Below are 25451 nucleotides of genomic sequence, written 5' to 3' on the forward strand. Positions count from 1 at the left end.
GGCCCGGACCGCTTTCCGGCGGTCCGGGCCGCGACGCGTATGCGCGCCGTGTCTTATGTCTGCCGTGTCTTGTGTCTGTCCTGTCTTATGTCTGCCGAGGCGTCTCGTCCGGGTCCGGCTCCAGGAAGGGTGCCAGCAGGCCCGGGACCGCCTCGTCCGCGAAGGACAGGCCCTCGCCGCGCGCGGCGTCGTACACGTGGTAAGCGCCCTCGCCCGCGGCCGTGGTCGCCGTCAGCGTCAGCAGGCCCGCGCGGCGCTGGAAGTACGACTGCTTGATCGTCCAGCCGATCACACCGTCGCGCTGGAGGGCGACCGTCGCGCGGCGCACCGTGCCGGAGCGGGCCACGAGATAACCGCCGCTGAGGCCATGGCCCAGGTTGCGGTAGGCGTCCAGGGCCAACAGGACGGCCACCGGCAGCAGGATCACCGCGCAGAGCGCCGCGATGAAGAGCAGGACATCGGTCAGCAGCAGGCCGAGGACGGTGAGGATCGCGACCGGCACCAGCGCGTACGCCACGGACCAGCGCAGCCGGCGCCCCCGCGCGGCACGCGGGTGCGGGATCAGGGTCACGCTGCTCGTCGGGGACACGGGCTCGCGCAGGACCTGCGCCGCCACCTCATCGGCCAGCGCCCGGGGCGCGGCCGGCAGCAGCGTCTTGTTGTCGCTGCTCACGTCCTCTTCCTCCTGGGCGAGACCGGTGGCGACCGCGTCCACCCTGGCCGCGCCCGCCATCCGGACCCCGAACGGCTCGACCAGCTCCACACCGCGCAGCCGGCGCTCCTCGATGGAGATGGAGCGGGAGGTGAACAGTCCGCGGCGGACCCGGAGCGTACGGCCGGGCTCCCGCTCAAGACGGTAGTTCCACCACATCTCGATCCACAGGCCCAGCGACCCCATGACGCCCACGAGGGCCAGCACGGCAAGCAGGATCAGGCTCCCCCAGAGGATCGAGATGGTCCGGAAGTAGTCACCCAGCCATTCGAACAGCCGCAGCTGCATGCCGACCCAGTCGCTGAGCTGCACCAGCCCCCCGGCCGCCGAGGCACCGAGCAGCGGAGCGACGAAGGAGAGCGGCGCGTACCGGATCCACCGCCGGTCGAAAGAGGCCAGTGTGCTGTCGCTGTACGCCCCGGACGTCCCGGAGACCCGGTCAAGCAGCTCTCGTCTGAGCCACTCGCCCTCGGTGCGGGTGACGGGGTCGAGTTCCAGCGTGGATTCCCCGGCGCCTGTCTGCTCGCCGGTGCCGATCCGGACCTTCACCAGCCCGAGGACCCGGAGCAGGGGATGGGCCGTCAGGTCGACGCTTCGTATCCGCTCACGTGCCAGCGACCGGCGTTTCAGCAGGAACAGTCCGGTATGGAATTCGGCGCGCTCGGGTCCTATCCGGTAGCGGGTGCGGCGCCACCGTATGTAGTCCGCGCCCGTGACGCAGACGATCAGCAGCACGGCACCGGCCGACACCCAGCCGATCGCCGTCAGCGGCCCCAGGCCGCCGGCCATGCCGACGAAGGACGGCACACCGGCGACTATGGCGACGCCGATCATGATCACTACGGTGACCAGGAGCGTACGGCGGTCCAGCCGCCGCCACTCCCCCTCCGTCTCCGCCTCCGCGGGCCCCCCGAACCCCGCGGGCTCGCTCATGTCGCGTCCCCCGGAGTGGCCTGGGTGATGTGCGTCAGCTGCTCGGCCAGCCCCGCGGCCAGCTCGTGGTCGAGCCCCGCGATCCGCACGGCGCCCTTGGAGGACGCGGTCGTGACAGTCACCGTGGAGAGCTTGAACAGCTGCTCCAGCGGACCACGCACGGTGTCCACGGTCTGGATCCGGGACATCGGCGCGATCCGCCACTTCTGCCAGAAGAAGCCGGTGCGGACATAGACGGCCTCGTCCGTCACCTCCCAGCGGTGCACCCTGAACGACCACATGGGTATCAGTGCCGTACAGGCCAGCCCGAGCACCGCCAGCACGACGGCGGGGACCAGCAGCCAAGTCCGTGCCGGGGTGATGAGCGCCCCGAGCAGGACCAGTACCCCCACCGGCGCCACGGTCAGCAGTAGCCACCGCAGGCGCCACCAGCCGATGGCACGCCTGTCCAGCGTGTTGTTCGGCGGCCGCAGCCGCCGGCCCCCCTCCCCCGTCATCGGCTCAGCGCCCCCGCAACGAGCGGTACGCCTCGACCAGCGTGGAGGTCGAGGAGTCCAGCCCCTCGCCCGGCTCGTCGCCGGTGAGGACGGGCTCGATCTTCTTGGCGAGGACCTTGCCCAGCTCGACGCCCCACTGGTCGAAGGAGTCGATGTTCCAGATGGCGCCCTGGACGAACACCTTGTGCTCGTACAGCGCGATCAGCTGGCCCAGGACGGACGGGGTGAGCGTCTTGGCGAGGATGGTGGTCGTCGGGTGGTTGCCGCGGAAGGTCTTGTGCGGCACCAGCTGCTCGGCCACCCCCTCGGCCCGTACCTCCTCGGGTGTCTTGCCGAAGGCGAGCGCCTGGGTCTGGGCGAAGAAGTTGGCCATGAGCAGATCGTGCTGGGCTACCAGCCCGGGCGCCAGTTCCGCGACCGGCCGGGCGAAGCCGATGAAGTCGGCCGGGATGATCTTCGTGCCCTGGTGGATCAACTGGTAGTAGGCGTGCTGCCCGTTGGTGCCCGGCGTGCCCCAGACCACGGGTCCGGTCTGCCAGTCGACCGGATTGCCGTCGCGGTCCACCGACTTGCCGTTGGACTCCATGTCCAGCTGCTGGAGGTAGGCGGTGAACTTCGACAGATAGTGGCTGTACGGGAGGACCGCGTGCGACTGGGCGTCGAAGAACGCCCCGTACCAGACGCCCAGCAGCCCGAGCAGCAGCGGCGCGTTGGCCTCCGGGGGGGCGGTACGGAAGTGCTCGTCGACGAGGTGGAAGCCGTCGAGCATCTCGCGGAACCGGTCGGGGCCGATCGCGATCATCAGCGAGAGCCCGATGGCCGAGTCGTACGAGTAGCGCCCGCCGACCCAGTCCCAGAACTCGAACATATTGGCAGTGTCGATACCGAACTCGGAGACCTTCGCGCTGTTCGTGGAGAGTGCGACGAAGTGCTTGGCGACGGCTTCCTGTCCGGCCCCGAGCCCACTGAGCAGCCAGTCACGCGCGGAGGTGGCGTTGGTGATGGTCTCGATGGTGGTGAAGGTCTTGGACGCGATGATGAACAGCGTCTCGGCCGGGTCCAGGTCCCGTACGGCCTCGTGCAGATCGGCTCCGTCGACATTGGAGACGAACCGCACCGTCAGCGCGCGGTCGGTGAAGGACCGAAGCACCTCGTACGCCATGGCGGGCCCGAGGTCGGAGCCGCCGATGCCGACGTTGATCACGTTCTTGATGGGCCGGCCGGTGTGGCCGGTCCACTCGCCCGACCTGACCCTGTCGGCGAAGGCGCTCATCTTGTCGAGCACGGCGTGCACCGCCGGTACGACATTCTCGCCGTCGACCTCGATGACGGCGTCACGCGGGGCGCGCAGTGCCGTGTGCAGCACGGCGCGGTCCTCGGTGGTGTTGATCTTCTCGCCGCGGAACATCGCGTCCCGCAGCTCGGCGACCCCGGTGGCGGCGGCCAGCTCGCGCAGCAGCGCCAGTGTCTCGTCGGTCACCAGATGCTTGGAGTAGTCCAGGTGGAGGTCGCCCACCTGGAGGGTGTAGCCGGCGCCGCGCGCCGGGTCGGCGGCGAACAGCTCCCGCAGATGCGTCTGCCCCAGCTGTTCCCGGTGCTTGCCCAGTGCGTCCCACTCGGGCGTCCGGGTCAGCCTCGTACGGCTTTCCGCGTTCATCTCGGACATCAGCCCACTTCTTCTCGTGCCTGCGTGCATGCCCTGTGCCAGTCCAACCTAATTGATCAGGGGGCCCAGAGACGCGGCGCCGAGCACGAACAGCCCGGCGGCCAGCAGTGCGGGGGTGTTGAGCCCCCAGCCGGCCGCCGCCGCACCACCCAGCAGCGCCCCGAGCGGCGTCCCCGCGAGAGCGAGCGTACGGAACGCCGCGCTGATCCGGCCCAGCATCTCGGTGGGGGCGCGCTGCTGCGTCAGCGTCGCCTGGTTCACATTCCACACCATGCCCATGACGCCGAAGACGCCGAGGCAGACGATCGGCGCCCAGGTCTCGCGCACCGTTCCCAGCGCGACCAGACAGCCGGTCTGCGAGCAGCGGCAGCGCCGCCGTCCGCAGCGCGTCACCGAACCGCGAGACGACCGCGGCCGACCACAGCAGGCCGAACCCGCCGCGCCACGCGGGCGTCCGTACGTCCACAGCTTCGAGCGCCGTCACAACTCCCCCTTCGGTCAACTGATTCAGACCGTAGGCGGTGCCACTGACAACGCGGACGGGTCGCTCAGCACGCCGGATTGGGGACAAAGCGGGGCAAAAACACTTCGGCCGGACACCTATGGGGTGTCCGGCCGGAAAAGCGTGTCTAGATCTCGCCGCGCAGTTTGGCGAGCGCTTCGGCGAGGATCGCTTCGCCGTCCGCGTCGCTGCGCCGTTCCCGTACATAGGCGAGGTGCGTCTTGTACGGCTCGGTGCGCGGCGGGTCCGGCGGATTGTCCCGGTCCTGACCGGCCGGGAATCCGCAGCGCGGGCAGTCCCACGTCTCCGGAACCTGTGCGTCACTGGCGAAGCTCGGCACCGTCTCGTGCCCGTTCGAGCACCAGAAGGAGATGCGCAGGCGGGGCGCGGACTCGCCACGCTCGGCCTCACCCATCGGCCCCGCTCCGACCCGGCTTCCCCGGATCGCGTTGCCACTTGCCACGGTCGTAACTCCCTGCGTGATGGTGCCGCAAAGCATCGAGAGGCAGCTCCGCTGCCGGGCGCCCCAGTCTACGTAAGGCCCAACGCGCGTCCAGTGAAGGGAGTTACCCCCTGCCGCCGGGCGCGGAACCCATGATAGGCCGCGCCCGCGCCGCCGTACCGTGCGTACGGTCAGCTGTCCAGCTTGAGCACCAGACCGAGAACGACAATGCACGCGAACCACAGCAGACCGACAACCACGGTGATGCGGTCGAGGTTACGCTCCGCGACGGAGGAACCACCGACGGACGACTGCATTCCGCCACCGAACATGTCGGAGAGGCCGCCGCCCTTCCCCTTGTGCATCAGCACCAGCAGCATCAGCAGCAGGCTGAAGACGATGAGGGCGATCGAGAACCCCATAACCACGGCTGGACCAACTTCCTCGGACTGACAGGACCGACAGGACTGAAAACGAACCACTGAGAACGAACGACACAGGACGAACGGAACGAACTGCGTGAAACGAACGACGGGGACCGACCGGCCGCCTCCGATACGCGTGGTCGCGCCACACGTACACGGACGGCGTCCTCTCGGCCCCCGCCAGGGTACGACGGATCCGTGCTACCGCATACTTACTGGTCGCGGAAGCGTACGATCTTGACGAACTCGTCGGCGTCCAGCGCCGCGCCGCCCACCAGGGCGCCGTCGACATCGGGCTGCGCCATGATCGCGGCCACATTCCCGGACTTCACCGAGCCGCCGTACTGGATCCGGACCGCATCGGCCAGCTCCCGCGAGTACAGCTCGGCAAGCCGGCCGCGGATCGCCCCGCAGACCTCCTGGGCGTCCTCCGGGGTGGCGACCTCGCCGGTGCCGATGGCCCACACCGGCTCGTACGCGATCACGATGGACTCGGCCTGGTCGGCCGGTACGTCCTTGAGACCGCCGTCGAGCTGGTTCAGGGTGTGCTCGACCTGCTGGCCCGCCTTGCGGACGTCCAGGCCCTCGCCGACACAGAGGATCGGGGTCAGACCGTGCTTGAACGCGGCCTTCACCTTGGCGTTGCAGAGCTCGTCCGTCTCGGCGTGGTACTGCCGCCGCTCGGAGTGGCCCACGGCGACGTAGGTGCACTTGAGCTTCGACAGCATCGGGCCCGAGATCTCACCGGTGTACGCACCGGAGTCGTGCGCCGAGATGTCCTGGGCGCCGTACTTGATCTTGAGCTTGTCGCCGTCGACCAGGGTCTGTACGGACCTCAGGTCGGTGAAGGGCGCCAGAACGGCGACCTCGACGGCGTCGTAGTCCTTGTCGGCCAGCGCGAAGGCGAGCTTCTGGACGTGCGCGATGGCCTCAAGGTGATTGAGGTTCATCTTCCAGTTGCCCGCCATCAGCGGGGTACGGCCGGCCTTTTCGGATGAAGCAGTCATACGGGGGTCAGTCCTCCAGTGCCGCGAGGCCGGGGAGCGTCTTGCCCTCAAGATATTCGAGGCTCGCGCCGCCACCGGTCGAGATATGGCCGAATGCCTTCTCGTCGAAGCCCAGGATCCGGACGGCGGCGGCGGAGTCGCCACCGCCGACGACGGAGAAGCCCGGGGAGTCGACGAGCGCCTGGGCGACGGCCTTGGTGCCCTCGGCGTAGTCGGGGTGCTCGAAGACGCCCATGGGACCGTTCCAGAACACGGTCTCCGCGTCGGCGAGCTTCGAGGCGTACAGACGGCCGGTCTCGGGGCCGATGTCCAGGCCCATCTGTCCGGCCGGAATGGCGTCCGCGGCCACCGTCGTGGGGTGCGCCGGAGCCTTGGACTTGAGGTCCGGGAACGCCGGCGCGACCAGGACGTCCACGGGGAGCACGAACTCCACCCCGCGCTCGTCGGCCCGCCGCAGATAGTCCTGGACCGCCGGGATCTGGTCTTCCTGGAGCAGCGAGGAGCCGGTCTCGTGACCCTGCGCCTTCAGGAAGGTGAAGACCATGCCGCCGCCGATCAGGATGCGGTCGGCCTTCTCCAGAAGATGATCGATGACCCCGAGCTTGTCGGAGACCTTGGCGCCGCCGAGGACCACGGCGTAGGGCCGCTTGACGTCGTCGGTGAGCTTCTTGAGGACACCGACCTCGGTGGCGATCAGATAGCCCGCGGCGTGCGGCAGGCGGGCCGGCAGGTCGTAGACGGAGGCGTGTTTGCGGTGCACGGCCCCGAAGCCGTCGCCCACGTAGAGATCGGCCAGCTCGGCGAGTTGGTCGGCGAAGGCGCCGCGCTCGGCGTCGTCCTTCGAGGTCTCACCCGGGTTGAACCGAAGGTTCTCCAGGACGGCGACCTGGCCGTCGGCGAGGGCCGCGACCACGGCCTTGGCGGACTCACCGACCGTGTCGGTCGCGAACGCCACGTCGGCGCCCAGGAGTTCACCGAGGCGCGCGGCGGCGGGGGCGAGCGAGAAGGCGGGGTCCGGGGCGCCCTTGGGGCGGCCCAGATGGGAGGCGACGATCACCCGGGCGCCGGCTTCGGCGAGCCTGGCGACCGTCGGCTGTACGGCCCGGATACGGCCGTCGTCGGTAATGGTGGTGCCGGCGAGCGGCACATTGAGGTCGGCGCGGACGAATACGCGCTTTCCGGCGACCCCTTCGGCGAGAAGTTCGTCGATCGTCTTCATCTGCTGCGGGACTCCTTGGGATGTCTGGACAGGCCAACAGGGCTCGAACAGCGCCGCTTGTGCGCCGACCGAGCCCTGTCGCTCATACCGAGATGCCTACCGGCCCTGAACTCAGCGGCTCCGGCTCAGAGCTGGTCGCCGACGAAGACGGTCAGGTCCACCAGACGGTTGGAGTAGCCCCACTCGTTGTCGTACCAGCCGATGACCTTGACGTTCTTGCCCTGGACCATGGTCAGGGAGGAGTCGAACGTGCAGGAGGCGGGCCAGTTGACGATGTCCGAGGAGACGATCGCGTCCTCGGTGTAGTCCAGGATGCCCTTGAGCTGGCCTTCGGCGGCCTTCTGGAACGCGGTGTTGACCTCGTCCTTGGTCACCTCGCGCTCCAGCTCGATGACCAGGTCGGTGACGGAGCCCGTCGGGACCGGGACGCGCATCGCGATGCCGTCGAGCTTGCCCGCCAGCTCCGGGATCACCAGCGCGGTGGCCTTGGCGGCACCGGTGGTGGTCGGGATGATGTTCTCGGCGGCGGCCCGCGCACGGCGCAGGTCGCTGTGCGGGAAGTCCAGGATGCGCTGGTCGTTGGTGTACGCGTGGACCGTCGTCATCATGCCCTTGACGATGCCGAAGTTCTCCAGGAGAACCTTGGCCATCGGCGCCACACAGTTGGTGGTACAGGAGGCGTTCGAGATGACGTGGTGGTTGGCCGCGTCGTACTTGTCCTGGTTGACGCCCATCACGATGGTGATGTCCTCGTCCTTGGCCGGAGCCGAGATGAGGACCTTCTTGGCGCCACCCGCGATGTGCTTCGAGGCGTCGGCCTTCTTGGTGAAGATGCCGGTCGACTCGATGACGATGTCGACACCCAGCTCACCCCAGGGGATGTCCGCCGGGTTGCGCTCCGAGAGCACCTTGATGGTGTGGCCGTCGACCGTGATCGTGTCGGCGGTGTGGGTCACCTCGGCCTTGAGGCGGCCCAGGATGGTGTCGTACTTCAGCAGATGCGCCGTGGTCGCAGTGTCACCCAGGTCGTTGACAGCCACGATCTCGATGTCTGCACCCTGCTCCAGCAGCGCGCGGAAGTAGTTACGACCGATGCGGCCAAAGCCGTTGATGCCTACGCGGATCGTCACGAACCGATCTCCTCGTTGGTACGCCGGGTTTCGACGCCGGCGAGTTGTATGGGATGTCCCCGACCGCTTATGACCCTACCCCTCCACGGGCCGCGCGGTGACATCGAGTGGCCCCGGCGGGCCCGCGGCTGCCCGAACCCGTTGATACGGGTTGACGAGCCGCCGCGGACCCGGTGTTCCAAGGGCTCAGCGCCGCAGGGCGCGCAGCGCCTTGCCGAGCAGCGCCGCGCGCTCCCCGGCGTCCGGCACATGCTCCAGGCCGAAACCGAACAGCACGGTGTTACGCGTAGTGACCGAGGCGTACGAGGTGAACAGCTCCTGGGAGCGCGCCCAGTCCCCCTCCACGACGGGACTCCCGGCCGGCGCCCCGGGCACGGTCCAGTCGCCGAGGGAGGTCTCGAAGCCCTCGGACTCGCGGTCGGCGCCGCCCACCACGAGCCTCGCGTCGTCCGCGAAGAGCCCGAGTCCGCCGCTGCCGGGGTCGGTGATGTAGCTGAGCGAGATCTCGGCCTTCTTGCCCGCGTAGGCGCTCAGATCGAAGGAGACCTGACGCCAGCCGTTCGAACTGCCGGTGAAGCTGTTCCAGGAACCGGTGGTTCCGGTCGCGGCGCAGCCGTCCGCGCCGAGGGTCAGATAGTGACCGAGGAACGGATGGCCTTCGAGATAGAACCCGGCCTCGCACTCGGCGGGGACGGCCGAGCGGGTCGCCCCGCCGGCCTCGGGAAGGGTGGTCCAGTCCTCGGCCCCGGCGGTGCGGGACTCCAGGACGGCGTGGTCGTAGCCCTGCTCCGTGTTCCAGTTGAGCGCGAAGCGGAGCGCGGGCTTGTCGGCGGCGCTGACACCGGTGAGATCGACGGTGCGGGTGAGCCGGCTCCAGTCGTTGTCCTGGTGGAGGGCCGCCGCCATCCACTGCCCCGCGTACGGGGCGTACGGGTTCGTGACGCCCGTGTACGAGCCCGACCGGGCGCTCTTGAACCGCGGGAACTTCTTCGGGTCGAGGACGTCGGAGGTGACGGTGTAGGAGCCCGCCGGGTCCAGCGGGTTGCCGGGCAGCCCGGCCAGCGATCCGGCCGCCCCCGCGAGTGCTCCCGTACCGCTGAAGCCGGTGGCGCCCGGCGTGGACGTCCGTCCGTAGGCGCCCAGGTAGTACTGGCTGAAGTCGTCGGTCAGGCTCCGTCCGACCTGGGCGTTGCCGCCCGCGCGCCGGCCGGCCTCGATCAGCTCGCCGCCCTCGTTGAGGAAGGCGCGCAGGGCCAGCTGTGTGGGGCCGCCCGGGGCCGCCGCGCCGGTGTAGTGGACCGCGGTGGAGAAGTGGCTGAGGACGCCCAGCGGGTGGGGTGCGCCCTGGGTGGCGACATCCCAGACGGCCGCGGTACGGCCGTTGGCGCGCAGGGCGTCGGTGTAGGCGCGGAGCTGCCGCGCGGGCGCGCCCTCCTCGGCGATCACGAGGGTGTCGGCGCGGGGGCGTTCGGCCACGGTGTAGCGGAAGTGCTCGCTGGAGGTGGGCTTTCCGCTCTTCGTCCGTCCGGTGAACCAGACCTCGACGGTGTCACCCGGACGAGCGTCCTCGATCTCGGCGCGGTACTCGTCGAAGTGGAGGTTGTCCTCGCCTCCGTACGTCTCGCCGCCCTTCCAGGCCTTCAGGCCCTCGTCGTGCGTACGGCCGCCGTTGACGCGGTAGTTGAGCTCCTTGTCCCTGAGCGACTTGCGGGCGGTGACCGAGACCTCCTGGTCGGCGCCGCGCGCGTACGAGGTGGTGAACGGGTCGGGGGTGAAGTCGGGGGCGGTCAGGCCGACCGGGGAGGAAGGCTGGTCGGGGTGGGCGGCGGTCTCGGCGACGGAGAGCGCGAAGGGGACGTTCTTGGCGAACTCGTCCTGGATCAGCTTCTCGTCGTCGGGGAAGTTGAAGCCGGACCGGCAGTCCCTGGCCTCCCAGGCGTCGTCCGGGTCGAGGGCGGACGCGGTCTGGCAGGTCGTCATCTCCGGGGTGAACATCATCGTTCCGTTGACGTTCGCCGCGTGCCCGTCGGCCTCACCGTTGGTGGTGTACAGCTCGGAGGAGACCTGCGGGTAGTAGCCGGGGACCGCGGGGTTCTCGGGGGTGCCGGCGAGCGCCTTGTAGAGCACGTCGTCGGGTGTCGGGGTGGCGACCTGCCAGCCCACGCCGTAGAGCAGCAGTTCGGCGGCGGAATGGTAGTTGATGCCGTAGTCGAAGCCGATGCGCTTCTGGAAGCGGTCGATCGCCTGGGTCTCGGGCTCGGAGCCGGGTCCGGCGCCGCGGTAGGTCTCGCCGGCGGGCCGGGGCGAGGAGCCCTCGTCGTCGTAGCCCCACTTGTAGGGGAAGTTCCGGTTGAGGTCGACGCCGTCGCCGGAGGCGATCTTTCCGTCGCCGTCCACGTCGCGGAGGTTCTTGCGCCACAGCCGGGCGCTGTCCGAGCTGTGCGTGTAGTCGTAGCCGTCGGGGTTGGCGGAGAGGACGAACCACAGTTCGGTGGAGTCGACGATCTTGGTGATCCGCGAATCCTTGCCGTAGTTGTCGATGTAATGGTGCATCAGCCGCCGTGTCATCTCGGGAGTGATCCACTCCCTGGCGTGCTGGTTGGACATGTACAGCACGGACGGCTTGGCCCCGTCCTTGGTCGTCCGCGCCCCCTTACTGAGCTTGAGCGCCAGGATGTCCTGGCCGTTGAGGGTCTTGCCGATGGAGACGACCTTGGCGATCCGGGGGTTGGCCTGCCCGGTCTCGACGATCTCCTCCTGGAGGTTGCCCGCGCCGCTGTACGGGCGGAACACCCCGTCCCCCGCCGCCCGCAGCCGGGCGTCCGCCTTCGCGGACACCTTCCGTTCTGTGGCCTCGACACCCTGTTTCGCGAGGGCGCGCGCCTGCGCGTCGGTGAGGAACAGCTCGACGTTCGCCGTCCCCTTCTCGGGAGCACGCTCCGTCAGTTCATGGGCGTCCTGGCCGGCCGCGAGAAGCAGCGGTATCTGCTCCTTGGTGACCTCGGCGTCGAAGACCTTCACGGCGTCCGCGCCCGGTGCCGCCTCGGCTCCCGGCGCGGCTCCGGGCCGTGCCTGGGCGACCGGCGCCGCCGTGATACCCGCCAGCAGCAGCGCGCCCGCCGCGAGGATCGATCCCGCTCTTCGTCTCATGTGCCCCCCTTGCTGTTGTCTGCCACATCCGTGGACAGACGCCAGGCTCACCACCCTCCATGATCATGTCAAGAGCGTGCCGATGAGCCGCAAAATGCCTGCTGCCGACACCTATTCGGCGCCGGCAGCGGGCAGTTGGGGACGGCCGATGGACTCAGCCGACGAGACCGTCGGCCAGGTCCTCGCTCAGATTGGACTCCGTACCCGGAATCCCGAGGTCCTGTGCCCGCTTGTCGGCCATGGCCAGCAGCCGCCGGATCCGGCCCGCGACCGCGTCCTTGGTGAGCGGCGGGTCCGCGAGCGCGCCCAGCTCCTCCAGGGAGGCCTGCTTGTGCTCCATCCGCAGCCGGCCCGCGGCGGCGAGATGCTCGGGCACCTCCTCGCCAAGGATCTCCAGCGCGCGCTGCACCCGGGCGCCCGCCGCGACCGCGGCCCGCGCGGACCGGCGCAGATTCGCGTCGTCGAAGTTGGCGAGGCGGTTGGCCGTGGCACGGACCTCACGGCGCATCCGCCGCTCCTCCCAGGCCAGCACCGCCTCATGGGCGCCGAGCCGGGTCAGCAGCGCGCCGATCGCGTCGCCGTCCCGTACGACCACCCGGTCCACCCCGCGCACCTCACGGGCCTTGGCGGCGATCTGGAGCCTGCGGGCGGCACCGACCAGCGCGAGGGCCGCCTCGGGGCCCGGGCACGTCACCTCCAGCGAGGAGGAGCGGCCCGGCTCGGTGAGCGAGCCGTGCGCCAGGAACGCGCCGCGCCAGGCCGCCTCCGCGTCACAGGTGGCACCGGAGACAACCTGCGGGGGCAGTCCGCGGATCGGGCGGCCCCGGCCGTCGACCAGTCCGGTCTGCCGGGCCAGCTGATCACCGCCCGTAATCACCCGTACGACGTAACGGCTGCCGCGGCGCAGACCGCCCGGGGCCATCACGACGAGCTCGGAGTTGTGCCCGAAGATCTCCAGGATGTCCTTGCGGAGCCGGCGTGCGGCGATGCTGGTGTCCAGCTCCGCCTCGATCACAATGCGGCCGCTCACCAGGTGCAGCCCGCCCGCGAACCGGAGGATCGCCGAGACCTCAGCCTTCCTGCAGCACGTCCGGGTGACGGGGAGGCGGGCGATCTCGTCCTTCACCACTGGCGTCATCGCCATGGGCCGATCCTTCCATGCATCCGAAAAATACGGTCGTACGCGGCTGCCAACAGCTCCGGATCATGGACCGGGGAACTGTCGGGCGCTGCCACCGGCGCCAGCTCGACCGCGGCACCGAACCGCTTGGCGGCATCGGAGAGTGATTCGCGGTCGGGCACGGCGGCCTGGTCGGCCAGCACCACGTCCAGGGCGAGTTTAGGGGCGTGTCGCCCCAAAACCTCCAAATGACGCTGCGGTGAGAAGCCATCGGTTTCACCGGGTTGCGGTGCGAGGTTCAGCGAGAGGACCCGGCGCGCCTTCGTCTCGACGAGCGCGTCGAGCAGTTCCGGCACCAGAAGATGCGGGATCACCGAGGAGAACCAGGAGCCCGGTCCGAGCACCACCCAGTCGGCGTCCAGCACGGCGGCGACCGCCTCGGGGACGGCCGGCGGGTCGTGCGGCACCAGATGGACGGACTGCACCTCACCGCGGGTGAGCGCGACGGTGGCCTGGCCACGGACCGTGTCGACCTGGTCAGGACGCGCCGGGTCATGGCCCCGTACGAGCGCCTGGAGCTCCAGCGGTACGGCGGACATGGGCAGCACCCGGCCGTGCGCCCCGAGGAGCTTGCCGACCAGATCGAGGGCCTGCACATGGTCGCCCAGCTGCTCCCAGAGGGCGACGATCAGCAGATTGCCCACCGCGTGCTCGTGGAGGTCGCCCTGCGACTGGAAGCGGTGCTGGATCACCCGCGCCCAGGTCTGGCCCCAGTCGTCGTCGCCGCAGAGCGCCGCCAGGGCCTTGCGCAGATCACCGGGCGGCAGGACACCCAGCTCCTCCCGGAGCCGGCCGCTGGAGCCGCCGTCGTCGGCGACGGTGACGACGGCGGTGAGATCGCCGGTGATCCGGCGGAGCGCCGCGAGGGAGGCGGACAGGCCCATTCCGCCGCCGAGCGCGACGACCTTGGGCTGGGCACCGCGCCCCCGCGCCGACAGCGCGGGGACACCCCTGCGCAGCCGGCGCATGCGGAAGGTGCGTCCGGTCACTCGCGCCCCATGTCCCGGTGGACGACGACGGTCTCGATGCCTTCGGAGACGAGGCGCGCGCCAAGCTTCTCGGACATGGCGACGGAACGGTGTTTGCCGCCGGTACAGCCGACGGCGACGGTCACATAGCGCTTGCCCTCGCGGCGGTAGCCCGCGGCGATCAGCTGGAGCAGTTCGGTGTAGCGGTCAAGGAACTCCTTGGCGCCCGGCTGGTTGAAGACATACGCGGACACCTCCTCGTTGAGCCCGGTGAAGGGCCGCAGCTCGGGGACCCAGTGCGGGTTGGGCAGGAAGCGGCAGTCCACCACCAGGTCGGCGTCGACCGGCAGACCGTACTTGTAGCCGAACGACATGACGGTGGCCCGCAGCTCCGGCTTCTCGTCCCCGGCGAACTGGGCGTCCATCTTGGCGCGCAGTTCGTGGACGTTGAGGCTGGAGGTGTCGATCACCAGATCCGCGTCGCCGCGCAGCTCGCGCAGCAGCTCCCGCTCCGCCTCGATGCCGTCGACGATCCGGCCGTCGCCCTGGAGCGGGTGCGGGCGGCGTACGGATTCGAAGCGGCGCACCAGCGCCTCGTCGGAGGACTCCAGGAAGACGACCCGCCGGGTCACCTCCTTGGCGTCGAGGTCGGCAAGGGACTCACGGAGGTTGTCGAAGAACCGCCGCCCCCGTACGTCGACCACGACCGCGATCCGCGCCACATTGCCCTGGGAGCGGGCGCCGAGCTCCACCATGGTGGGGATCAGCGCGGGCGGCAGGTTGTCCACGACGAACCAGCCGAGGTCTTCCAGACACTTGGCCGCGGTGCTGCGCCCGGCGCCCGACATACCGGAGATGATCACCAGTTCGGGGATGGCCGCCTCGACGGCCTCACCCGTCTCGTTTGTGATGCCCGTACTCACGTGCCCTGCTCCGTCCCGGTCGTGCTCAGTCATGCGTGCTGCCCCCGTTGTCTTCCATGATCTCTCCTGTTGCCGTGTTCACGGCGGGTGCCGCCGGGGCCGCCTTGGCGAAGGCCACGACGACGGACTCGGCCGTTTTGCGACCCACGCCCGGAACCTCACAGATCTGGTCGATTGTCGCCTGCCGCAGCTTCTTCACCGAGCCGAAATGCTTGATCAGCGACTGCTTCCGGGACTCGCCCAGGCCGGGCACATCGTCCAGCGGGCTGGACCTGACGCGTTTGGCCCGCTTGGCCCGCTGGTACGTGATGGCGAAGCGGTGTGCCTCGTCCCGTACGCGCTGGAGCAGATAAAGCCCCTCGCTGGAGCGGGGCAGGACCACCGGGTCGCTCTCGCCGGGCACCCAGACCTCTTCGAGGCGCTTGGCGAGACCGCAGACGGCGACATCGTCGATGCCCAGCTCGTCCAGGGCCCGCTGGGCCGCCGCGACCTGCGGCTGTCCGCCGTCGACGACCACCAGCTGGGGCGGGTAGGCGAAGCGCTTGGGGCGGCCGTCGTCCTCACGTACGGGCGGTTCCAGCCGCTCCAGCTGCTCCAGCGGGCTTGCCCCCTCCGAGGGCTCCGCGGACCCCTCGGACTCCTCGGACCGATCCTGCTGCTCCGGTTGCTCCGGCCACTCCCCCGTCCGCTCCTTCTCCTGGAGGTAGCGCCGGAAGCGCCGGCCGATGACCTCGTGCATCGACCGGACGTCGTCCTGGCCCTCGAAGCCCTTGATCTGGAACCGGCGGTATTCACCCTTACGGGCGAGGCCGTCCTCGAAGACCACCATCGACGCCACGACATCGTCGCCCTGGAGATGCGAGATGTCGAAGCACTCGATACGCAGCGGCGCGCTGTCCAGGCCGAGGGCTTCCGCGATCTCCTCCAGGGCGCGGGAGCGGGTGGTGAGATCGCTCGCGCGCTTGGTCTTGTGCAGGACCAGCGACTGCTGGGCATTGCGCCCGACCGTCGCCATCAGGTCCTTCTTGTCGCCGCGCTGCGGAATCCGCAGCGAGACCTGGGACCCGCGGCGCTCGCTGAGCCACTGGGTGACGGCCTCCGCGTCCTCCGGCAGGGCGGGGACAAGCACCTCCTTGGGGACGGCGTCGCCGCTCTCCTCCCCGTACAGCTGCTGGAGCGCGTGCTCGACGAGTCCGGCCGTTTCCACGGCCTCGACCTTGTCGGTGACCCAGCCGCGCTGACCTCGGACCCGGCCGCCTCGGACATGGAAGATCTGTACGGCGGCTTCCAGCTCGTCCTCGGCCACCGCGATGAGGTCGGCGTCCGTGGCGTCGGCGAGCACGACGGCGTTCTTCTCCATCGCGCGGCGCAGCGCGCCTATGTCGTCCCGCAGCCGCGCCGCCCTCTCGTACTCCATCTCCTCGGCCGCGTCCGTCATCCGCTGCTCAAGACGGCGGATGTAGGTGCCGGTGCGGCCGGCCATGAAGTCGCAGAACTCCTCGGCCAGTTCGCGGTGCTCCTCGGGGGTGACCCGGCCGACACAGGGCGCCGAGCACTTGCCGATGTAGCCGAGGAGACAGGGGCGGCCGGTGCGCGCGGCGTTCCTGAACACCCCGGCGGAGCACGTCCGTACGGGAAAGACACGGAGCATCAGATCGACGGTCTCGCGGATGGCCCAGGCGTGTCCGTAGGGGCCGAAGTAGCGCACGCCCTTCTTCTTGGCGCCGCGCATCACCTGGACCCGGGGGAACTCCTCGTTCAGCGTGACGGCGAGGAACGGATAGCTCTTGTCGTCGCGGTACTTGACGTTGAAGCGGGGGTCGTACTCCTTGATCCAGGAGTACTCCAGCTGGAGCGCCTCGACCTCGGTGGAGACGACGGTCCACTCGACGGACGCGGCGGTGGTGACCATGGAGCGGGTACGCGGGTGCAGACCCGCGAGGTCCTGGAAGTAGTTGGCGAGCCGCTGACGCAGGCTCTTCGCCTTCCCGACATAGATCACCCGCCGGTGGTCGTCACGGAACCTGTAGACCCCCGGCGAGTCGGGGATCTGTCCCGGCTTGGGGCGGTAGCTGGAGGGGTCGGCCATGCCGTCCACCCTACTGTCGGGGACCGACAGCAGGGCCCCGCCGGGGTACCGCCCGGGGCTCTCAGGCCCGGGGGCCCGCGATGAGCTTGCCGCCCTCCGCCGTGACCGGGACCTCGGGCAGCGACGCGGTCGCCGGACCTTGTATGGCCCGGCCGGTGGTGACATCGAACTTGCTGCCGTGGCACGGGCAGTCACCCACCGTGCCCTCCAGCTTCTCCAGGAGGCAGCCCGCGTGGGTGCACTGTGCGCTGAACGCCTTGTACTCCCCCTTCGCGGGGCAGCTCACCACCAGTCGCTGGTCCCGGTAGAGCTTCGCGCCGCCGACCGGTACGTCCGCCGCCGCGCCGAGGTCGACCGGTGCGGTGGGGGTGGGGTTCTCGGCGTGGCCCAGCTTCGACTCGGTGGAGCAGGCCGCCACCCCCAGCCCGGCCGCACCCGCGAGCGCGGCGCCCTTCAGCACGGTGCGGCGAGCGGCGGACGGGCCGGCCATGGTGTCTCCACTGGGTCAGGGGTCGGTGACATACGCGACGATACCGGGGCCGTTCCGGCGGTCCTTCAGCGGCTGTCCCGTCGGCCGCGCACGCCCCTGAGGAACGCCCCGACCGCCGTACGGAAACCCTCCGGGTCCTCGGTCCAGGGCAGGTGTCCTGCGCCCGTCAGCGTCGTCCTGGTCACGTCGGGGAGCGCGCTCTCCAGCGAGTCCACGGACCACCGGGGCCGGATGTCGTCCTCCCCGTCCACGATCAGTACGGGGACACGCAGCCCCGCGCACCGCTCCCGCAGCCCGTGCGTGGCCTCGGACCGTCGCAGCTCCGCGCCGATGGTGGCGTTGCACGTGTAGTTGACGCCGAACCACGGGGTCGCCATGGCCTCGGCGTGCGCCCGCGCGCGGTCGCGGTCGGTGAAGTCCACCGACCACTGGAGGATCGCGTACTCCCGGCCCTCCGCGTCCGTACGGCCGTCGCCGCGCTCGCGCAGTTCCTCCCAGCGCTCCCGGTGGCCGGGCCACCGGCCGAGCCGGCGGTGGAACGCCTCCTTGTACGCCGTATGCCAGGTGGAGTCGGCGTCGATGCCGGTGCCCGAGACATAGATCAGCCCGCTGACCCGGTCGGAATGGGCCAGCGCGTATTCGAGGGCAAGCCGCGCGCCCCAGGAGTGGCCGAGCAGCGTGACCCGGTCCAGCCCGAAGTGACGCCGTACGGCATCGAGATCGGCCACCGAGCGGTCGGTGCTGTACGGCCCCGAGCGCTGGGAGCGGCCACTGCCGCGCTGGTCCCAGCGGTACGCCGGGGTGTCGGGGAGCAGTGCGGCCGGCTCCTCCAGGGTGTCCCAGAGGCCCGGCCCGCCATGGCAGAGGATCACCGGCTCTCCCCCGCCGCCGCCCGTGCGGGTGGCCCAGAGCCGTACCCCGTCGTCCGTCAGAACCGTCTCGTCCCTGTCACCTGTCACGGCCGTCTCGTCCATCCCGGGATTGTGCCGAGTCCGGGAGGGACGGGACAGCCGATTCACGACGGAGCCGGTCCGGGCAGCGGGCCGGGGCGGGGGTCAGGCGCGGCGCGAGCGCGCGGCGGTCTTCTTCGCCGCCACCGCCTTCGCCGCCACCGCCTTGGCCGGCGCCTTCTTGGCCGCCGTCTTGCGGGTCGTGGCCTTCTTCATCGGCGCCGCGTCACTGATGCTCTCGGCGTCCAGGATGTCCCGCAGGAACTTTCCGGTGTGGCTGGCCGGGACTCCGGCCACCTGCTCCGGGGTGCCCTCCGCGATCACCAGACCGCCGCCGTTGCCGCCCTCGGGTCCCATGTCGATCACCCAGTCCGCCGTTTTGATGACGTCCAGGTTGTGCTCGATCACGATCACCGTGTTGCCCTTCTCGACCAGTCCGGAGAGCACCGTGATCAGCTTGCTGATGTCCTCGAAGTGCAGACCGGTCGTCGGCTCGTCCAGGACGTAGACCGTACGGCCGGTGGAGCGCTTCTGCAGCTCGCTCGACAGCTTCACCCGCTGCGCCTCGCCGCCCGAGAGGGTCGGCGCGGACTGCCCCAGCCGGACATACCCGAGGCCGACCTCGTTGAGCGTCCTGAGGTGCCGCGAGATCGTCGGGACGGCCTCGAAGAAGTCCAGGGCCTCCTCGATCGGCATGTCCAGCACCTCGGCGATGGACTTGCCCTTGTAGTGGACCTCCAGGGTCTCCCGGTTGTAGCGGGCTCCGTGGCAGACCTCGCACGGGACGTAGACGTCCGGCAGGAAGTTCATCTCGATCTTGATCGTGCCGTCACCCGAGCAGTTCTCGCAGCGGCCGCCCTTGACGTTGAAGGAGAAGCGCCCGGGGAGGTAGCCGCGGACCTTGGCCTCCATCGTCTCGGCGAAGAGCTTGCGGACATGGTCGAAGACACCGGTGTACGTGGCCGGGTTGGACCGGGGCGTACGGCCGATGGGCGACTGGTCGACATGGACGACCTTGTCGACCAGATCGTCGCCGTCGACCCGGGTGTGCCGGCCGGGCACCGACTTCGCGCCGTTCAGCTCGCGCGCCAGATGCGTATAGAGGATGTCGTTGACCAGCGTCGACTTGCCGGAGCCCGAGACTCCGGTGATGGCCGTGAACACCCCGAGCGGGAACGACACATCGATGTCCCGCAGATTGTTCTCCCGGGCGCCGTGCACGGTGAGCTGTCGGCCCGGGTCGATCGGCCTGCGGATGTCCGGGGTCGGGATGACCTTCTTCCCGGAGAGGTACTGGCCGGTCATCGACTCCTTGTTGGCCAGCAGCCCCTTCAACGGTCCTGAGTGCACGACCTTGCCGCCGTGCTCACCGGCGCCGGGGCCGATGTCGACCACCCAGTCGGCCACCTTGATGGTGTCCTCGTCGTGCTCCACGACGATCAGGGTGTTGCCCATGTCACGCAGCCGCACCAGGGTCTCGATCAGCCGGTGGTTGTCCCGCTGGTGCAGACCGATGGACGGCTCGTCCAGCACGTACAACACCCCGACCAGCCCCGAGCCGATCTGCGTCGCGAGCCGGATCCGCTGGGCCTCGCCGCCGGAGAGGGTCCCGGCCGCGCGGTTCAGCGAGAGATAGTCCAGACCCACGTCGACCAGGAACTTCAGCCGTTCGTTGACCTCCTTGAGCACCCGCTCGGCGATCTTCTTGTCCCGGTCGTTCAGCTTGAGCTCGCCCAGGAAGTCGGCGCAGTCGCTGATCGACATAGCGGCGACCTCGGCGATGGACTTCTCCATGACCGTGACCGCGAGGACGATCGGCTTGAGGCGCGTGCCCTCACAGGTCGGGCAGGGCACCTCGCGCATATAGCCCTCGAAGCGCTCCCTGCTGGTGTCGCTCTCCGCCTCCGTGTGCCGCCGCTTGACGAAGGAGACGGCTCCCTCGAAGGCGGGGCTGGTGTAGGCGCGCTCGCGGCCGTACCTGTTCCGGTAGCGGACCTCGACCTGGGTCTTGTGGCCGTACAGCAGGGCCTTCCTGGCGCGCTGCGGCAGGCCGGCCCATGGGATGTCCGTACGGAACCCGAGGGCCTTGGCGAGCCCGCCGATCTGCCGTCCGAAGTACTCCTTCGTATGGCCGTGGGACCAGGGGTGGATGGCGCCCTCGTCGAGGGACTTCTCCTCGTCGGGAACGATCAGCTCCGGGTCTACCTCCATGCGCGTACCGATACCGGTGCAGTCGGGGCAGGCGCCGAAGGGCGAGTTGAAGGAGAAGGAGCGGGGCTCCAGCTCCTCGAAGGAGAGATCGTCGTACGGGCAGTACAGATGCTCGGAGTACATCCGCTCGCGCTCGGGGTCGTCCTCGGGGAGGTCGACGAAGTCGAGCACGACCATGCCGCCGGAGAGACCGAGCGCGGTCTCGACCGAGTCGGTCAGCCGGCGCTTGGCGCTGTCCTTCACCGTGAGGCGGTCGACCACCACCTCGATCGTGTGCTTCTCCTGCTTCTTGAGCTTGGGCGGCTCGCTGAGCTGGATCGTCTGCCCGTCGACCCTGGCCCGGCTGTAGCCCTTGGTCTGCAGATCGGAGAAGAGGTCGACGAACTCGCCCTTGCGCTCACGGATGAGCGGAGAGAGGACCTGGAACCGGCTGCCCTCGGGCAGTTCGAGCACCCGGTCCACGATGGCCTGCGGCGACTGCCGGGAGATCGGCCGGCCGCACTCGGGACAGTGCGGCTTGCCGATCCTGGCGAAGAGCAGCCGGAGGTAGTCGTAGACCTCGGTGATCGTGCCGACCGTCGAGCGCGGGTTGCGCGAGGTCGACTTCTGGTCGATGGAGACTGCCGGGGAGAGCCCCTCGATGAAGTCGACGTCCGGCTTGTCCATCTGGCCGAGGAACTGCCGGGCGTACGAGGAAAGGGACTCCACGTACCGGCGCTGTCCCTCGGCGAAGATCGTGTCGAACGCGAGGGAGGACTTGCCCGACCCGGAAAGCCCGGTGAAGACGATGAGGGAGTCACGGGGGAGGTCGAGCGACACGTTCTTGAGATTGTGCTCGCGCGCGCCACGGACGATGAGACGGTCGGCCACGCCGGTCCGCACCTTTCTGAAGAGAACCAAGGGGCGGAGCCCCCGTCCCACACTAATGGGGGTCGCCAGAACGATGGATTGCCAAGTGGTCGATTGCCGGGCTTCGGAGCGCCGGGCGGGGATTGCCTACATGCCAGGATGCCTCTTCCGAGCTTATAGCACGTGCATTCGATTTACGGCGGTCCTTCACCGTCTTCACCCGATCGAGTGGCGGCGCTATGGTCGGCGCCATGATCGACCACGAGCGTGACCTGGCAGCTGTACGTGAAGCGACGGACCGGCTCCTCAGCGCGGCCGCCGGACTGGACAACGCGGCCCTCGCCGCACCGTCACGGCTCCCGGGCTGGAGTCGGGGGCATGTGCTGGCACATCTCGCCAGGAACGCGGACGCACTGGTCAATGTGCTCGAAGGCCGGCCCATGTACCGCGACGCCGAAACGCGTGACGCCGACATCGAGCGGGACGCGCTCCGGCCGCTGGATGTCCAGCTCACCGATGTACGTAACACCGCCGACCGCTTCCAGCATTCCGCGGCCGCCCCCGCGGACTGGACGCGCGTCATCACGATGCGCAACGGCGTCACGGATGTGGCGGCCCGCGTTCCGTTCCGCCGCCTGATCGAGATCGAGCTGCACCACGTCGATCTCGGCATCGGCCGCGAGCTCGAAGACCTGTCCGAGGAGTTCACCGAGCGCGAGACCGGCTTCCTCGTGGAGCGCTTCTCCGGGAACGCCTCGGTCCCGCCGCTGACCCTGACCGCGTCCGACGGACCGACCCGGCGCACGGGCCGTACGGACGGCACCCCGCTCGCGGTGAGCGGACCGGCCCCGGACCTGATGGGCTGGCTCGCGGGCCGTAGGGACGGGGCCGCACTGAAGTCTCCGGACGGCCCCCTCCCCGTGCTGCCTCCGCTATAGGCTGATCCGTATGACGTACAGCGGAGCGGTGAAGGTCGGCGGACCGGCGGACGTGCATGAACTGCCCGCCCTGATGATCTCCAAGGTCGCCGTCGGACCGATGGACAACAACGCCTATCTGCTGCGCTGCCGGGCCACCGGTGAGCAGCTGCTGATCGACGCGGCCAATGACGCCGGCACGCTGCTCACACTGATCGGTGACGACGGCATCGCGTCCGTCGTCACCACGCACCGCCATGGCGACCACTGGCAGGCCCTGGCCGAGGTCGTGGCGGCCACGGGCGCGCGGACGTACGCGGGGCGGTACGACGCCGAGGGCATCCCCGTCCCCACTGATGTCCCCGTCGAGGACGGGGACACGATCCGTGTCGGTGAGATCGAACTCACGGCCCTTCATCTGGTGGGTCACACCCCGGGCTCGATCGTGCTGGTCTACGAGGACCCGCACGACCACGCGCATCTGTTCACCGGCGACTGCCTGTTCCCCGGCGGCCCCGGGAGGACCGGGACCCCCGCGGACTTCACGAGCCTGATGGACGGGATCGAGACCAAGATCTTCGCGACCCTGCCGGACGAGGCGTGGATCTACCCCGGCCATGGCAACGACTCCACCCTCGGCGCCGAGCGTCCGCAGCTCGCGGCCTGGCGGGCGCGCGGCTGGTGACCCGCCGCTGACGTGTGGCCGCCCGCCGCTGACGCGTGGGGCGGCCCGCCGATAATCACTCGATCACGGCAGGGCCCCGTCCCTACGATCGCCGCATGCCGACTCCCGCGTATCCGCCCAAGCCTCGTCCCGGCGACCGGATCGGGGTGATCTCGCCGGCCTCCGGTCTGCCGGGACAGTTCCCGCTGCCGTACGAACTGGGTCTCGACCGGCTGGCGAAGGACTTCGGGCTGGTGCCCGTCGAGTATCCGGCGACCCGGAAGATGGGGTCGACGCCACAGGAACGGGCCGACGACCTGCACGCCGCCTTCGCGGACCCGACGGTGAAAGCGGTGATGGCGAGCATCGGCGGGGACGATCAGATCACCGTGCTGCCGCTGCTGGACCGGGAACTGATCCGAGCTCATCCCAAGCCCTTCCTCGGCTTCAGCGACAACACCAATCTGCTGGCCTATCTGTGGAACACCGGGATCGTCGGCTATCACGGCGCGAGCGTGATGTGTGAGCTGGGCCGGCCGGGCGCGATGGATCCGCTCACCGCGGAGTCCCTGCGGGCCGCGCTGTTCACCTCCGGCACGTACGAGCTGCGCCCCGCCGAACGGTTCCGCGATGTGGACGTCGACTGGGCGGACCCGGCGGCGCTCGCGGTGGAGCCGGAGACCCGGGCGGGCGGCGGCTGGAGCCTGCACGGGCCGGAACGGGTGGTGGAGGGCCGCAGCTGGGGCGGCAATCTGGAGATCCTTTCCTGGCTGCTGATGGCGGACCGGGAGATCCAGCCCGATCTCTCCGCCTACGACGGCTGTGTGCTGCTGCTGGAGACCTCGGAGGAGATGCCGGCCGCCGAGGAGGTGTTCCGGATCCTGCGCAGCATGGGCGAGCGCGATCTGCTGCGGCGCTTCCCCGCGCTGCTGATGGCGCGCCCCAAGACATGGTGGTTCGCGCGGCCTCATGGGCCGGAGGAGGCGGCCCGGTACGCGCGTGAGCAGCGGGAGGCGGTACTGCGCGCGCTGGCCGCGTACGCCCCGGAGACCATGGCCGTCTTCGACGTGGACTTCGGCCACACGGACCCTCAGCTGGTCATCCCGTACGGCGGCACGGTGCGGGTGGACGGGCCCGCACGGCGTATCAGCGTCACGTACTGAGCGCGGTCACGTACTGAGCACGCGAAAGGGGGCGAGCGGCAGTGCTGCCGCTCGCCCCCTCCTCTTTCGCGAGGATCAGGCCGTCCCGCGAGGCTCAGGCCATCGCGGGAGAATCAGGCCTCGATGCTGTCCTTGCTGTCCTTGTCCTTGCTGAGCTTGCCGCTGTCCGTCTCGGCCGCGGCGGCCGCCTCGCGCTCCGCCTGCTTCTTCGAGGCGATCAGGCTGGTGATCGTGGTGACGATCAGGACACCGCAGATGACCGCCAGCGAGACCGGAATGGAGATCACGGGGACATTCACCCCGGTCTCATGCAGCGCGTGGAGGACCAGCTTCACACCGATGAAGCCCAGGATGACCGACAGGCCGTAGCTGAGGTGCACCAGCTTCCTCAGCAGCCCCCCGAGGAGGAAGTACAGCTGCCGCAGACCCATCAGCGCGAAGGCGTTGGCGGTGAAGACGATGTACGGGTCCTGGGTCAGACCGAAGATCGCGGGGATGGAGTCCAGCGCGAACAGCACGTCGGTGGTGCCGATGGCCAGCATGACCACCATCAGCGGGGTCAGGATCCGCTTGCCGTTGCTCCGGATGAAGAGCTTGGTGCCGTGGTACTTGTCGGCGACCCCGAAGCGCTTCTCGATGGACTTCAGGAGACGGTTCTCCTCGAACTCCTCTTCCTCGTCGTCCGAGCGCGCCTCCTGGATGAGCTTCCAGGCGGTGTAGATCAGGAACGCGCCGAAGATGAAGAAGACCCAGGAGAAGCTGGCGATGATCGCGGCGCCGGCCGCGATGAATATGGCGCGCAGCACCAGGGCGACCAGCACACCGACGAGCAGCACACGCTGCTGCAGATGCGAGGGAACCGCGAACTTCGCCATGATCAGGATGAAGACGAAGAGATTGTCGACACTGAGCGACTTCTCGGTGATGAATCCGGCGAAGAACTCACCGGACGCCTGGCCCGTCCCGAACACCATCAGACCGATGCCGAACAGCACGGCGAGGGCGATCCAGACGGCTGTCCAGATACCGGCTTCCTTCATCGACACGTCATGGGGCTTGCGCCCGATGAAGAAGTCGACAGCGATCAGGGCGGACAGACCAAGAATGGTCAGCGCCCACAGGGTCAGGGAAACGTCCACTGTGCCTCCGGCTTCGTACGGCTACTGATCAGCGTCGTCGCTGCCGGAGGTCTCTTCCACCCGGGCGGCTTCCGCCGCTCCCCGGGCCGACGCCCCGGGATCGATGGCGATCCGTATTGACGGGCACGTCGCGATGTGGGAGTACTCCCCTCCGCTGCAAAGAAGAGTACAGGAAAGACCAAGGAAAGGTAAAGAAATAGGTAAACGATCGCCAAGTGTGCAGGT

Annotated in this window: 21 protein-coding genes; 3 read left to right on the forward strand and 18 right to left on the reverse strand. The window is 69.3% G+C overall.

Annotation, left to right across the window (positions count from 1 at the left end; all coding sequences use genetic code 11):
• Positions 1–85 precede the first annotated feature (85 nt).
• The 17 genes from ACFRMN_RS16755 to uvrA all read right to left on the reverse strand — a co-directional run bounded on the left by ACFRMN_RS16755 (position 86) and on the right by uvrA (position 21364).
• A complete protein-coding gene (locus ACFRMN_RS16755) occupies positions 86–1645 on the reverse strand; it encodes a PH domain-containing protein (RefSeq protein ID WP_383019683.1) in 1560 nt (519 codons plus the stop codon).
• On the reverse strand, positions 1642–2142 hold the full coding sequence (locus ACFRMN_RS16760; protein ID WP_383019686.1) for a PH domain-containing protein: 501 nt from the start codon (positions 2140–2142) through the stop codon (positions 1642–1644). Before ACFRMN_RS16760 ends, ACFRMN_RS16755 begins: the two co-directional genes overlap by 4 nt.
• 4 nt (positions 2143–2146) lie before the next feature.
• Positions 2147–3799: a glucose-6-phosphate isomerase gene (gene pgi / locus ACFRMN_RS16765; protein WP_383020110.1), complete on the reverse strand. Its 1653-nt coding sequence runs from the start codon at positions 3797–3799 to the stop codon at positions 2147–2149.
• Between the two features lie 57 nt (positions 3800–3856).
• Positions 3857–4201, reverse strand: coding sequence for a hypothetical protein (locus tag ACFRMN_RS16770; RefSeq protein ID WP_383019689.1), 345 nt, complete (start codon positions 4199–4201; stop codon positions 3857–3859).
• Between the two features lie 236 nt (positions 4202–4437).
• Positions 4438–4773 carry an RNA polymerase-binding protein RbpA gene (locus tag ACFRMN_RS16775; protein WP_078615979.1) on the reverse strand — a complete coding sequence of 112 codons (336 nt, stop codon included), beginning with the start codon at positions 4771–4773 and terminating at the stop codon, positions 4438–4440.
• Between the two features lie 170 nt (positions 4774–4943).
• The gene (secG, locus tag ACFRMN_RS16780; RefSeq protein WP_030353663.1) at positions 4944–5174 is read right to left on the reverse strand and encodes a preprotein translocase subunit SecG; all 231 of its coding nucleotides are present in this window, start codon (positions 5172–5174) and stop codon (positions 4944–4946) included.
• Between the two features lie 215 nt (positions 5175–5389).
• A complete protein-coding gene (tpiA, locus tag ACFRMN_RS16785; RefSeq protein WP_383019691.1) occupies positions 5390–6184 on the reverse strand; it encodes a triose-phosphate isomerase in 795 nt (264 codons plus the stop codon).
• Positions 6185–6191: 7 nt separating this feature from the next.
• Entirely contained in the window at positions 6192–7403 is a 1212-nt protein-coding gene (locus ACFRMN_RS16790; protein ID WP_383019694.1) for a phosphoglycerate kinase, read from the reverse strand.
• Between the two features lie 125 nt (positions 7404–7528).
• Positions 7529–8533, reverse strand: a complete 1005-nt coding sequence (gene gap, locus ACFRMN_RS16795) for a type I glyceraldehyde-3-phosphate dehydrogenase (protein WP_383019696.1) — start codon at positions 8531–8533, stop codon at positions 7529–7531.
• A gap of 186 nt (positions 8534–8719) precedes the next feature.
• Positions 8720–11683 (reverse strand): M14 family zinc carboxypeptidase, encoded by a 2964-nt coding sequence (locus tag ACFRMN_RS16800; RefSeq protein WP_383019698.1) that lies wholly within the window; start codon positions 11681–11683, stop codon positions 8720–8722.
• Between the two features lie 154 nt (positions 11684–11837).
• Entirely contained in the window at positions 11838–12827 is a 990-nt protein-coding gene (whiA, locus tag ACFRMN_RS16805; RefSeq protein WP_383019700.1) for a DNA-binding protein WhiA, read from the reverse strand.
• The gene (yvcK, locus tag ACFRMN_RS16810) at positions 12818–13852 is read right to left on the reverse strand and encodes a uridine diphosphate-N-acetylglucosamine-binding protein YvcK (RefSeq protein WP_383019703.1); all 1035 of its coding nucleotides are present in this window, start codon (positions 13850–13852) and stop codon (positions 12818–12820) included. The genes whiA and yvcK overlap by 10 nt, the downstream gene beginning before the upstream one ends.
• Positions 13849–14787, reverse strand: coding sequence for an RNase adapter RapZ (gene rapZ / locus ACFRMN_RS16815; RefSeq protein WP_383019705.1), 939 nt, complete (start codon positions 14785–14787; stop codon positions 13849–13851). The genes yvcK and rapZ overlap by 4 nt, the downstream gene beginning before the upstream one ends.
• Positions 14780–16843, reverse strand: coding sequence for an excinuclease ABC subunit UvrC (gene uvrC, locus ACFRMN_RS16820; RefSeq protein WP_383019707.1), 2064 nt, complete (start codon positions 16841–16843; stop codon positions 14780–14782). The genes rapZ and uvrC overlap by 8 nt, the downstream gene beginning before the upstream one ends.
• 61 nt (positions 16844–16904) lie before the next feature.
• Positions 16905–17333 carry a Rieske (2Fe-2S) protein gene (locus ACFRMN_RS16825; protein ID WP_383019710.1) on the reverse strand — a complete coding sequence of 143 codons (429 nt, stop codon included), beginning with the start codon at positions 17331–17333 and terminating at the stop codon, positions 16905–16907.
• 65 nt (positions 17334–17398) lie between these two features.
• Positions 17399–18307, reverse strand: coding sequence for an alpha/beta fold hydrolase (locus ACFRMN_RS16830; RefSeq protein WP_383019712.1), 909 nt, complete (start codon positions 18305–18307; stop codon positions 17399–17401).
• A gap of 81 nt (positions 18308–18388) precedes the next feature.
• Positions 18389–21364 carry an excinuclease ABC subunit UvrA gene (uvrA, locus tag ACFRMN_RS16835; protein ID WP_383019714.1) on the reverse strand — a complete coding sequence of 992 codons (2976 nt, stop codon included), beginning with the start codon at positions 21362–21364 and terminating at the stop codon, positions 18389–18391.
• Positions 21365–21594: 230 nt separating this feature from the next.
• On the opposite strand from uvrA, the gene ACFRMN_RS16840 reads away from it, so the two are divergent.
• The 3 genes from ACFRMN_RS16840 (at position 21595) to ACFRMN_RS16850 (ending at position 24087) form a co-directional block, all read left to right on the forward strand.
• Entirely contained in the window at positions 21595–22281 is a 687-nt protein-coding gene (locus tag ACFRMN_RS16840; RefSeq protein ID WP_383019717.1) for a maleylpyruvate isomerase family mycothiol-dependent enzyme, read from the forward strand.
• Between the two features lie 10 nt (positions 22282–22291).
• Positions 22292–22945, forward strand: coding sequence for an MBL fold metallo-hydrolase (locus ACFRMN_RS16845; protein WP_383019720.1), 654 nt, complete (start codon positions 22292–22294; stop codon positions 22943–22945).
• Positions 22946–23040: 95 nt separating this feature from the next.
• Positions 23041–24087: a S66 peptidase family protein gene (locus ACFRMN_RS16850; protein WP_383019722.1), complete on the forward strand. Its 1047-nt coding sequence runs from the start codon at positions 23041–23043 to the stop codon at positions 24085–24087.
• 113 nt (positions 24088–24200) lie between these two features.
• On the opposite strand, the gene ACFRMN_RS16855 is transcribed toward ACFRMN_RS16850, so the two are convergent.
• Positions 24201–25226, reverse strand: a complete 1026-nt coding sequence (locus ACFRMN_RS16855; protein WP_383019724.1) for a TerC/Alx family metal homeostasis membrane protein — start codon at positions 25224–25226, stop codon at positions 24201–24203.
• Between the last annotated feature and the right edge of the window lie 225 nt (positions 25227–25451).

Source organism: Streptomyces sp. NPDC056835 (assembly GCF_042789485.1).
Classification (GTDB): Bacteria; Actinomycetota; Actinomycetes; order Streptomycetales; family Streptomycetaceae; genus Streptomyces.